We start from the raw sequence: 10622 nt of genomic DNA on the forward strand, positions 1-10622 counted from the left end.
GTCACCCGGGTGAGTGGATGTTTTCAGGGGCGCGGGGAACTGCGCGACAAGCCACAGCGAACCTGCACACGCGCACAGATCCCCACCACCCCCCACAGGGCGCTAGTGAGGAGCACCTCGCCACCCGGACACCGGCAACGCGAACTTGGCCACCAGCCGGTCAGTGAACGAAGCATGGTGCAGCCGAGCCAACCGAACCGGCACAGCCCCCCGCCGAACCTCCACCCGAGCCCCAGGAGGCAACTCGACAGTCCGCCGCCCGTCACACCACAGAACACCCGGCGGAATATGAGGCAGAACCTCCACAGCAAGCACAGAATCCGGCGAGGTCACCAACGGCTTCGCGAACAACGCATGCGCACTGATCGGCACCATCAACAGCGCCTCCACCTCGGGCCACACCACAGGCCCACCGGCGGAGAAGGCATAAGCAGTCGACCCGGTAGGCGTCGACAGACAAATGCCATCGCACCCGAACCCGGTCACCGGCCGCCCGTCGATCTCCAGCACGACCTCGAGCAACTTCTCCGCGGACACCTTCTGCACGGCCGCCTCGTTCAGCGCCCAGTCCGTGTGCACGATGTTCCCGTTCTGGTGCACGACGACGTCGACGGTCATCCGTTCCTCGACCTCGTACGCCTTCGTCACCACCCGGTCGACCACCTTGTCGAGGTCGTCGCGCTCGGCCTCGGCGAGGAAGCCGACGCTGCCGAGGTTGACGCCGAGCATCGGCACCCCGGACGCCCGGGCGAACTCGGCGCCACGCAGCAGCGTGCCGTCACCGCCGAGCACGATGAGCAGCTCGCAGCCGTCGAGGCACTGCGCGGTGGCCTCCTCGACCAGCTCCACCTCCGGTGGCAGCGGCACTTCGGCCGCCTCCGCCGCGAGCACCCGCACCCCGATTCCGGAGCGCAGCAGCCCCTGGACGACGAGTTCGGCGCTTCTGATCGCGGCCGGCCGCCCGGTGTGGGCGAGCAGGAAAACAGTACGATCTCGGGTCTGAGTCAACGAGGCCCCTCCGCCACTGCACGTTCGACATCGGCCGGGTTGAGTTCGGGTGCGCCGGCCCGCAGCCACAGAAAGTACTCGACATTCCCCGACGGCCCGGGCAGCGGGCTGGCGGTCACACCTTGCACACCCAGCCCCAACTGCCCTGCACGGGCGGCAACTCCACGTACCGCCTCGGCACGCAGTTCGGGACTGCGTACGACTCCTCCACTCCCCAGCCGTTCCTTCCCCACCTCGAACTGTGGCTTGACCATCATCACCAGATCGGCATCGGGCGCCGCACACCGCGCAAGGGCGGGCAGCACGAGGCCGAGCGGGATGAAGGACAGATCCCCCACGACAAGATCCACTGGTTCCCCATCGATCGCTTCGAGCGTCAACTCGCGTACGTTCGTACGGTCCTTGACGGTGACGCGTTCATCGCTCTGGAGAGACCACGCGAGTTGTCCGTACCCCACGTCGACCGCGACGACGTGCGCGGCACCCGTGCGAAGCAGTACGTCGGTGAATCCACCGGTGGACGCGCCGGCGTCCAGCGCCCGCCGGCCGCCGACCTTCAGGCCCTGCGGTACGAAGACCTCCAGGGCGCCCGCGAGCTTGTGGCCGCCCCGGGAGACGTACTCGGGATCGCTGTCGTCGGCCGTGACGACGATCGCGGCGGCGGTCTCCACCTGGGTGGCGGGCTTGGTCGCGACGGTCCTGCCGACGCTGACCCGCCCGGCGGCGATCAGCTGGCTCGCGTGCTCGCGCGAGCGGGCGAGCTTCCGCCGCACCAGCTCGGCGTCAAGACGGCGGCGTGCCACTCCTGCCACGTTCGGTTCAGCTCCTATTGCCGTACGTCGTCGGGGGCGCCGGAGGTCCCGGGCGGGCGTCGAGCGCGGTGAGCGTGTCGCGCAGCCCCCGGTGTACATCCTCGTACACCTCGACATGGCCGTCCGTGGCGAGGTGGTCGGCGTCACCGAGCCGGTCCAGCTGGGCGTCGACCTCGGCGTCGCCCGTGGGGACGCGGGGGATGTTCAGCGGGGCCGGGGCGGCGGGGTCGTCGTCCTCGGGCCCGGAGTCGTACCCGGGTTCGACGGCCGTCTCCGGAGCCGCGTCCGCGACCGCATCCGCACCCGGATCCGGAACCGGTGTCTCCGCCGGACCTTCGGCCGGGGGCACTGAGTCGTTCATGCCCCGACGCTACCCCGAACCGCTGAGGTACCGTCGTTCGCGATGGCCACGATCGAGGAGTGCCGCAGCGCACTCGACAAGCTCTCGGACAACATGGCGGGCGCGACCGGGGACGCACGCGAGGCGGCGGCCCTGGACCGCTCGCTGAGCTGCCGTATCACCGACCTGGACGTCACCTTCGTGGGACGCCTGCAAGGCGGCCGTATCGAGGTCCAGGACACCCTCCAGGGCCCTCCCCGGGACAAGGCTGAGATCCGGCTCACCATGTCCGGCGACGACCTGGTCGCGCTGGTCGCAGGCGAGCTGAACTTCGCGAAGGCCTGGGGCTCGGGCCGGGTGAAGCTGGAGGCGGGCCTGCGGGACCTGTTCCGCCTCAGGAAGCTTCTGTAACCAGCTTCGTACGGGTTTTGCGCGCGGCCGGCACCACCAACGGCGTCCCCGTCTCCGGATCCTCGATGACCTGACAGCGCAGCCCGAACACCTCTTCGACCAGCTCTGCCGTGACGATGTCGCCCGGCGCGCCCTCGGCGACGACCGAGCCCTCACGCAGTGCGATGAGATGCGTGGCGTAGCGGGCCGCGTGATTCAGGTCGTGCAGTACGGCGACCAGGGTCCGCCCCTGTTCCTCGTGCAGCTCGGCACAGAGGTCGAGGACGTCGATCTGGTGCTGGATGTCGAGATAGGTCGTCGGCTCGTCGAGCAGCAACAGGGGCGTCTGCTGGGCGAGCGCCATCGCGATCCACACGCGCTGCCGCTGGCCGCCGGAGAGTTCGTCGACATAGCGATCGGCGAGTTCGGCGACGCCGGTCGACTCCATGGACTCCCGGACGATCCGCTCGTCGTCCTGGGACCACTGGCGCAGGATGCCCTGGTGGGGGTAGCGACCCCGGCCCACCAGGTCGGCGACGGTGATCCCGTCGGGCGCGATCGACGACTGCGGGAGCAGCCCGAGGGTCCGCGCGACCTTCTTCGGGGGCATCGAGTGGATGAGCTGTCCGTCGAGCAGCACCCGGCCCTCGGTGGGCTTCAGCATCCGCGACAGGGCGCGCAGCAGCGTGGACTTGCCGCAGGCGTTCGGGCCGACGATGACCGTGAAGGAGTTGTCGGGTATCTCCACCGACAACTGCTCGGCGATCACACGCTGGTCGTAGGCGAGGGTCACGCTCTCGGCGGACAGGCGGTTCACGGTGTTGGTGCCCTTCTTGATGTTCTCGTTCGTGGAGTCGCTCATATCCGGCCCGCCTTCCGCTCGGTGACCAGCAGCCACAGCAGATACACCCCGCCAAGCACACCGGTGACGACGCCCACGGGCAGCTGATCGGCGCCGAAGACCCGCTGCGAGGCCCAGTCGGCCACGATCAGCAGGGTGGCGCCCATGCACATGGACGGCACCAGGTTCGGCCCCGGCGAGCGGGTCAGCCGCCGGGCGAGCTGCGGCGCGGTCAGCGCCACGAAGCCGACGGGTCCAGCGGCGGCCGTGGCTGCGGCGGTGAGCAACACGGCGGCCAGCATCAGCACCAGCCGTACGCGCTCGACGCGCACCCCGAGGGCGTACGACACGTCGTCGCCCATCTCCGTCATCCGCAGCCCGCGCGCGTTCGCGAGCACCAGGGGTACGAGGACCAGGCACAGCCACAGCAGGGGCCAGACCTGGTCCCAGCCGCGCCCGTTGAGGGAGCCGGTCATCCATACGACCGCACGGGCCGCGTCGACCAGATCGGCCTTGGTGATCAGATAACCGTTGACCGCCGACAGGACCGCGGAGAGCCCGATGCCGACGAGCACCAGCCGGTACCCGTGCACGCCCTGCTTCCAGGCCAGCAGATACATGGCGAGCCCGGTCACCAGCCCCCCGACGAGCGACCCGAGGGTGACCGCGCCCGCGCTCCCGGAGAACAGCACGATCATGACCAGCGCACCGGCGGTCGAGCCCTGGCTGAGTCCGAGTACGTCCGGACTGCCCAGCGGATTGCGGGAGATGGACTGGAACAGCGCCCCGCCCAGCCCGAGCGAGGCCCCGACCAGCAGTCCGACCAGGACCCGCGGCAGCCGCAGCTCGCTGACGATGAACTCCTGGCCCGCGTTGCCGTCGCCCAGCAGCGTCCTGACGACGTCCCCGGCGGGGATCGGGAAGTCGCCGGTGCCGATCAGCACCACGCTCGCGGTGAGCCCGGCCAACAGCAGCCCCACGACGACGACCAGCGCGCGCACGTCCAGGCGCAGGGAGAGTCCGCCCGGGGCCCGTACGACACGGCTGGCGCGACCGGCGCCCCGGGCGGGCCGGACAAGAAGGTTGCTCTTCACAGCTGCGCCGTCCTCCGCCGTCGTACGAGAAAGATGAAGACCGGGCCGCCGAGGACCGCAGTGACGATGCCGACCTGGAGTTCGGCGGGCCGGGCGACCATCCGCCCGATGACATCGGCCCCGAGCAGCAGCACCGGCGACAGGACGGTCGCGTACGGCAGGATCCAGCGCAGGTCGGGCCCGGTGAAGGACCGCACGACGTGCGGGACCATCAGCCCGACGAAGACGATCGGACCGCAGGCGGCGGTCGCGGCGCCGCACAGCACGGTCGCGGCGGCCATGGACAGCGCGCGGGTGCGGTTCAGGTTGGCGCCGAGCGCGCGGGCGGTGTCGTCGCCCATCGCCACGGCGTTGAGGGGCCGGGCGAGCAGCAGCGCGAGGACCGAGCCGACCACGATGAACGGCAGGACCTGCGTGATGGTGTCGTCGGTGGCCGAGGCCAGCGAACCGACCGTCCAGAAGCGCATCCTGCTGAGCGCCGCGTCGTCCGTGATCATCACGGCCTGGAGATAGCCGTAGAGCGCGGCGCTGACGGCGGTGCCCGCGAGCGCGAGCCGCACGGGCGTGGCCCCCCGGCTGCCGCCGAGGAACCAGACCAGCGCTCCGACGGCGGCGGCCCCCAGAAAGGCGAACCACACATAGCCGCTCAGCGAGGTGACGCCGAAGAAGGTGATCGCGGTGACGACGGCGGCCGAGGCGCCCGCGTTGATGCCGAGCAGCCCGGGATCGGCCAACGGATTACGGGTCAGCGCCTGGAGAACGGCGCCGGAGAGCCCGAGCGCGGCACCGGCGAGCAGCCCGAGAAGCGTCCGCGAGACCCGCTCGCCGACAACGACGTCCCCATAGGTTCCCGAGTCCTGGAACAGCCCGTGCCAGACCTGTTCCAGGGACAGCTCTTTCGCGCCGATCGCGATGCTCGCGAGGGCGACAAGAACCAGGATCCCCAGGGAGACGAGGAGTCCAACGGCCCGTATCGCCTGACGCTTCGGGGGCGCGGGGGCGGTCTCCGCGCGCTGCTCAGGAGGACTGTCGACAAACACGAGGTTAGGTTAGCCTACCCTCGCAATCGCCTAGTTGCCCGTCCACGAGAGAGCACCTGAGCGCGGTCCCTCGACTCGGTCGGTCCCTACAACCCCAGCCGTGCCAGCGCCTTCCCCCCGTCCAGCGCGCACACGCCGTCCCCTGCCGCCGTCCAGGCCGCCGCGCACAGAGCGCGAAGCCCGTCGAGGGCTTCCCCCTCCCCTTCCAGCTCCAGCCGCTCCTCCCCCGCGGTCGCTGTCCAGCCCCCGCACCGGAAACCCTCGCCCGCGGGCGTCACCTCGGGCTGCCCGGTCAGCAGCCCCCTGAGGTCGGCGTCGACATAGGTGGGCCGGTGCTGCGGCGGGGCGGCCAGCAGTTGCGCGCCGTCCGTGACGCCGGTCAGCACCAGCAGCGAGTCGACGTCCCCGTTGAACGCGCCCTCGATGTCCGTGTCCAGCCGGTCCCCGACGACCAATGGGCGCTCGGCCCCGGTCCGCAGCACCGTCTCCCGGTGCATCGGCGGCAGCGGCTTGCCCGCCACCTGGGGCTCGGCGCCGGTCGCGATCCGTACGACCTCCACCGCGGCCCCGTTGCCGGGCGCGATCCCGCGCGCGCTGGGGATCGTCAGGTCGGTGTTGGACGCGAACCAGGGCACCCCGCGCGCGATGGCGAAGCACGCCTCCGCGAACCGCCCCCAGGGCAACTCGGGCCCGCCGTACCCCTGCACGACCGCCACCGGCTCGTCCTCGGCCGAGTCGACGGGTTCAAGCCCGCGCTCACGCAGCGCGACCCGCAGCCCCTCGCCGCCGATCACCAGCACACGCGCGCCCGCCGGCACCTGGTCGGCGATCAACCGGGCCACGGCCTGCGCCGACGTGATGACGTCCGAACCCTCGGTCGCTATGCCCAGCTCGGTGAGATGCTCGGCCACCGCGTCCGGCGTACGCAGCGCGTTGTTGGTCACATACGCGAGCCGCATCCCGCCGTCCCGCGCGACGCCGAGCGACTCGACGGCGTGCACGATCGCGCTGCCCCCCGCGTACACCACCCCGTCCAGGTCGAGCAGCGCCGTGTCGTACGCCTCGCTGAGAGCCCGCGCACTGCCCTCGGGCCGCGTCCTGACGGTCTGGCTCATTGTGCGTCACTCCTCGTTCGCCCGGCTTTCCCCCGATCATCCCCCATGCCACTGACAGCCCTACGATGCACCAATGAACACTGCAGGTCCCGCGGACGTACCGGCACGCATGGGCCTTCAACTGACCCCCTTCCGGGGCCTGCGCTACGACCCCGACCGGGTCGGCAGCCTCGCAGCCGTGACCTCTCCGCCGTACGACGTCATCGTGCGCCCGGACGGCCTGATCCACCTCGAATCGGCCGACCCGCACAACATCGTCAGGCTGATCCTCCCCCAGGCGGCGACGCCGTCCATCCGCAACGAACAGGCGGCGGACACCCTCGACGACTGGCTCTCCGAAGGCATCCTCACCGCCGATCCCGAGCCCGCCCTGTACGTCTACGAGCAGCGCGACACGACCGGCCACCTGCAACGCGGGGTCATAGGGGCCCTGCGTCTGTCGGAGCCGTCGGAGGGGGTCGTCCTGCCGCACGAGGACGTCATGCCGCACGTAGTGGCGGACCGCGCGGCCCTGATGCGCGCCACCTCCGCGAACCTGGAACCCCTCCTATTGACCTACCGCAGCAACGATTCCGCAGGCGTGTCGCCGTACAGCACAAGCGCCGTGGTCGAACGCGCGGCCAAGCGCCCCCCGCTGCTCTCGACGACCACGGAGGACGGCTTCGGCCACCGCGTCTGGGCGATCACCGACCCCGCCGAACTCGCCGGGATCCAGGCGGACCTGACACATCACCAGGCCCTGATCGCCGACGGCCACCACCGCTGGGCGACGTATCTGCGCCTACGCGCGGAGCATCCGTCCCCCAGCCCCTGGGACCACGGTCTGGTGCTCCTCGTGGACACCGCCCGCTACCCCCTGCGCGTCCGCGCGATCCACCGCCTCCTGCACGGCCTCCCGGTCGCCGAGGCCCTGACGTCCCTGGAGGGCCACTTCCGCGTACGTCACCTCAACGTCCCCCTCTGCGAAGCGCTCACCGCCCTCGCGGAGGCGGCCACCGAGGGCAACGCCTTCCTCCTGGCCGGCGACGGCGCCTTCCACCTCGTGGACCACCCGGACGAGGTCCTCCTGGCCCGTACGATCCCGGCCGACCGCCCGCAGGCCTGGCGCACCTTGGACGCGACGGTCCTGCACGCCACGCTCCTCGACCACATCTGGCACATCCCCGAGGACTCACCGGCGCACATCGCGTACATCCACGACACGGCGGCGACCGTAGAAAAGGCGGAACAGGACGGCGGTACGGCCGTCCTGATGCACCCGGTCCGCGAAGAGGTCGTACGGGACCTGGCCCGCCAGGGCATCACCATGCCCCGCAAGTCGACATCCTTCGGCCCCAAACCGGCCTCGGGCCTGGTCCTGCGCACGCTGGCCCACTGAACACGCAGAAACGCAGAAGGGCGGGACCCCTGACCGGGATCCCGCCCTCCACGCTGTCACCGCTTACCGAAGATCGTCCGCAGGACCGTCGGCGCTGTCGCCGGCGGACTCGGCTTGGACGGGTTCGGTCTCGACCTCGACAGACGCAGACTCGACGCCCTTGTCCTCGTCGTCATCGTCGTCGAGGACAACAAGGTCGACCCCGTCCACGTCCACGACCGCGTCCTCGTCCGTGTCCTCATCTTCGTCTTCGCTCTCGTCGAAGGCGTCGACGAACTCCACCCCGTCCAGCTCGGCGAGCCGGTCCGACGCGTTCGTGCTGCCGTCCTTGTCGGACTCGACGGCCTTGGCGAACCACTCGCGCGCCTCGTCCTCACGTCCGGCGGCCAGCAGGGCGTCGGCGTACGCGTACCGCAGTCGCGCGGTCCACGGCTGTACGGAGTTGGAGGCCAGCTCGGGGCTCTGCAGGGTCACGATGGCCGCGTCGAGCTGGTCCATGTCACGCCGGGCACCAGCCGCGACGAGCCGCATCTCGACCTGACCGGCCTTGTCCAGCTTGTGCACCTCGGGCGCCCCGGCCATGTCGAGCGCCTTCTCGGGCCGCCCGAGCCCACGCTCGCAGTCGGCCATGACGGGCCACAGTTCGACGTTCCCCGTCATACGGCGAGCCGCACGGAACTCGGCCAGCGCCTCGCTGTACTTCTGGTTCGCGTACGCGGCGAATCCGGCCGCCTCACGTACGGCGGCCACGCGCGAGGCCAACCGCAGAGCCACCCGCGCGTACCCGTAGGCACCCTCGGGGTCCTCGTCGATGAGCCGGGCGACCATCACCAGGTTCTTGGAGACCTCTTCCGCGAGCCCCTTGGGCAGGCTCATCAGCTCCTGGCGTACGTCCTTGTCGATCTCGTCGCCCGTGACGTCCTCGGGGATCGGCAGCCGCTTGATCGGCTCCCGGTCCCGGTCACGCTCGTCACGGAACCCGCCACCGCGCCGGTCGTCACGCCGGTCATCGCCCCGACGGTCGTCACGTCCCCGGTAACCGCCGCCGCCACCGCCGCTGGGTCGCCCCCCACGGTCGTCACGCCCGCGGTAACCACCGCCACCACCGGCAGGACGGCCACCGCGGTCGTCGCTCCGGCCACGGAAGCCACCACGATCGTCGTCACGCCGGACAAAGCCGCCGCGCTCACCACGGTTGTCGTCCCGACCACGGCTGTCGTCCCGACGGAACCCGCCACGGTCGCCTTCACGGCGGTCGTCATCACGCCGGAAGGCGGGACGGTCACCGCGGCTGTCGTCGCGTCCACGGAACCCACCGCCACCGCCGGCGGGACGCCCACCGCGATCGTCGTCACGACGGAAACCGCCACCTGCGGGACGGCCACCACGGTCGCCCCGATTGTCGCGGTCACCCCGGTTGTCGTCGCGACGGAACCCACCGCGATCACCACCGCGATCACCGCCACGGTCATCACGACGATCGTCCCGACGGACGAAGCCGCCACGATCCCCACGGTCATCGCTCCGGCCACGGAACCCACCGCGATCGTCATCACGCCGGAAGGCGGGACGGTCACCGTCCCGACGGTCATCGCGCCGGTCGTCCCTGCGGTCGTCGCGCCCACGGAACCCACCGCCACCGCCAGCACCGGCAGGACGCCCACCGCGGTCGTCGTCCCGCCCGCGATAACCGCCGCCTACGGGACGGCCACTACGCTCGCCGCGGTTGTCGTCGCGCCCACGGAACCCACCGCCAGTGCCACCACCGGCGGGACGACCACCACGGTCATCACGACGATCGTCCCGGCGAACAAAACCGCCACGATCCCCACGGTCATCGCTCCGGCCACGGAACCCACCACGATCGTCATCACGCCGGTCGTCACGACGATCATCACGCCGAACGAAGCCACCGCGGTCACCGCCACCACCACGGTTGTCGTCCCGACGGAAACCACCACGGTCGCCTCGGTCGTCACGACGGGGCCCCGCCGGACGGTCCGAGCGGTCCGGCCGGTCCGAACGCTCGTCACGCCGGAAAGCGGGACGAGCCCCACGATCGCCGTCGCGACGGTCATCACGACGATCGTCACGGCGGACGAAACCACCGCGCTCACCACCGCGGTTGTCATCCCGACGGAATCCGCCACCGCCACCGCTGGCACCACCACCGGTCCGATCGCCCCGGTCGTCACGACGGGGAGCCGCCGGCCGGTCGTCACGGCGACCGTAACCGCCACCCGTCGGTCGGCCACCACGGTCGGACCCACCACGGTCGTTGTCACGGCGATCACCGTCGCGGCGCGGACCACTTCGGTACCCGCCACGGTCGCCGCGGTCACCACTGTCCCGGCGGCGCTGGTCGCGCTCCGGGCGCTCGTCGGGAGAGTTGGTGGACATGATGGGTGACTCCTGTCTTCGGTACCGCAAGCTATTTTAAAACAAAAAAGGACCCCTGGTCCCAGCGTGAACGCTGGGACCAGGGGTCCTCCAAAGATTGTTCGGCGGCGTCCTACTCTCCCACAGGGTCCCCCCTGCAGTACCATCGGCGCTGTAAGGCTTAGCTTCCGGGTTCGGAATGTAACCGGGCGTTTCCCTCACGCT

The 10622-nt window shown here is 70.6% G+C and carries 11 protein-coding genes, 1 rRNA gene and 1 pseudogene; 2 read left to right on the forward strand and 11 right to left on the reverse strand.

Annotated elements, in window-relative coordinates; all coding sequences use genetic code 11:
• Window positions 1-102 precede the first annotated feature (102 nt).
• Genes ACFYXF_RS42190 through ACFYXF_RS42200 form a run of 3 tightly spaced genes read right to left on the reverse strand, consistent with a single transcriptional unit; the run spans window position 103 to window position 2181 of the window.
• A complete protein-coding gene (locus tag ACFYXF_RS42190) occupies window positions 103-1008 on the reverse strand; it encodes an NAD kinase (protein WP_389357815.1) in 906 nt (301 codons plus the stop codon).
• Window positions 1005-1820 (reverse strand): TlyA family RNA methyltransferase, encoded by an 816-nt coding sequence (locus ACFYXF_RS42195; protein ID WP_389357817.1) that lies wholly within the window; start codon window positions 1818-1820, stop codon window positions 1005-1007. Before ACFYXF_RS42195 ends, ACFYXF_RS42190 begins: the two co-directional genes overlap by 4 nt.
• A gap of 7 nt (window positions 1821-1827) precedes the next feature.
• Window positions 1828-2181: a hypothetical protein gene (locus ACFYXF_RS42200; RefSeq protein ID WP_389357819.1), complete on the reverse strand. Its 354-nt coding sequence runs from the start codon at window positions 2179-2181 to the stop codon at window positions 1828-1830.
• 42 nt (window positions 2182-2223) lie between these two features.
• Here ACFYXF_RS42200 and ACFYXF_RS42205 point away from each other — a divergent pair, with 42 nt between their 5' ends.
• The gene (locus ACFYXF_RS42205; protein ID WP_369032950.1) at window positions 2224-2571 is read left to right on the forward strand and encodes an alkyl sulfatase C-terminal domain-containing protein; all 348 of its coding nucleotides are present in this window, start codon (window positions 2224-2226) and stop codon (window positions 2569-2571) included.
• Here ACFYXF_RS42205 and ACFYXF_RS42210 read toward each other — a convergent pair.
• From ACFYXF_RS42210 to ACFYXF_RS42225, 4 genes are all read right to left on the reverse strand, one after another.
• The gene (locus ACFYXF_RS42210) at window positions 2555-3412 is read right to left on the reverse strand and encodes an ABC transporter ATP-binding protein (RefSeq protein WP_389357822.1); all 858 of its coding nucleotides are present in this window, start codon (window positions 3410-3412) and stop codon (window positions 2555-2557) included. The genes ACFYXF_RS42205 and ACFYXF_RS42210 overlap by 17 nt on opposite strands.
• Window positions 3409-4485: a FecCD family ABC transporter permease gene (locus tag ACFYXF_RS42215; RefSeq protein WP_389357824.1), complete on the reverse strand. Its 1077-nt coding sequence runs from the start codon at window positions 4483-4485 to the stop codon at window positions 3409-3411. Before ACFYXF_RS42215 ends, ACFYXF_RS42210 begins: the two co-directional genes overlap by 4 nt.
• Window positions 4482-5525, reverse strand: coding sequence for a FecCD family ABC transporter permease (locus ACFYXF_RS42220; RefSeq protein ID WP_389357826.1), 1044 nt, complete (start codon window positions 5523-5525; stop codon window positions 4482-4484). Before ACFYXF_RS42220 ends, ACFYXF_RS42215 begins: the two co-directional genes overlap by 4 nt.
• Before the next feature lie 86 nt (window positions 5526-5611).
• Entirely contained in the window at window positions 5612-6640 is a 1029-nt protein-coding gene (locus ACFYXF_RS42225; RefSeq protein WP_389357828.1) for an HAD hydrolase-like protein, read from the reverse strand.
• 73 nt (window positions 6641-6713) lie between these two features.
• On the opposite strand from ACFYXF_RS42225, the gene ACFYXF_RS42230 reads away from it, so the two are divergent.
• The gene (locus ACFYXF_RS42230; protein ID WP_389357830.1) at window positions 6714-8018 is read left to right on the forward strand and encodes a DUF1015 domain-containing protein; all 1305 of its coding nucleotides are present in this window, start codon (window positions 6714-6716) and stop codon (window positions 8016-8018) included.
• A gap of 63 nt (window positions 8019-8081) precedes the next feature.
• Here the strand turns inward: ACFYXF_RS42230 and ACFYXF_RS42235 are convergent, their stop codons facing one another.
• The 4 genes and pseudogenes from ACFYXF_RS42235 to rrf form a co-directional block, all read right to left on the reverse strand.
• The gene (locus ACFYXF_RS42235) at window positions 8082-8894 is read right to left on the reverse strand and encodes a hypothetical protein (protein ID WP_389357856.1); all 813 of its coding nucleotides are present in this window, start codon (window positions 8892-8894) and stop codon (window positions 8082-8084) included.
• A 381-nt stretch (window positions 8895-9275) separates the two neighbouring features.
• A pseudogene (locus tag ACFYXF_RS42240) lies at window positions 9276-9638 on the reverse strand (hypothetical protein); the annotation flags it as partial.
• 77 nt (window positions 9639-9715) lie between these two features.
• A complete protein-coding gene (locus tag ACFYXF_RS42245) occupies window positions 9716-10345 on the reverse strand; it encodes a hypothetical protein (RefSeq protein ID WP_389357858.1) in 630 nt (209 codons plus the stop codon).
• Window positions 10346-10517: 172 nt separating this feature from the next.
• Window positions 10518-10622: ribosomal RNA gene (gene rrf / locus ACFYXF_RS42250) — 5S ribosomal RNA — on the reverse strand; the annotation flags it as partial.

Origin of the sequence: Streptomyces sp. NPDC002680 (assembly GCF_042889145.1) — a bacterium.
GTDB classification, from domain to species: Bacteria; Actinomycetota; Actinomycetes; order Streptomycetales; family Streptomycetaceae; genus Streptomyces; species Streptomyces adonidis.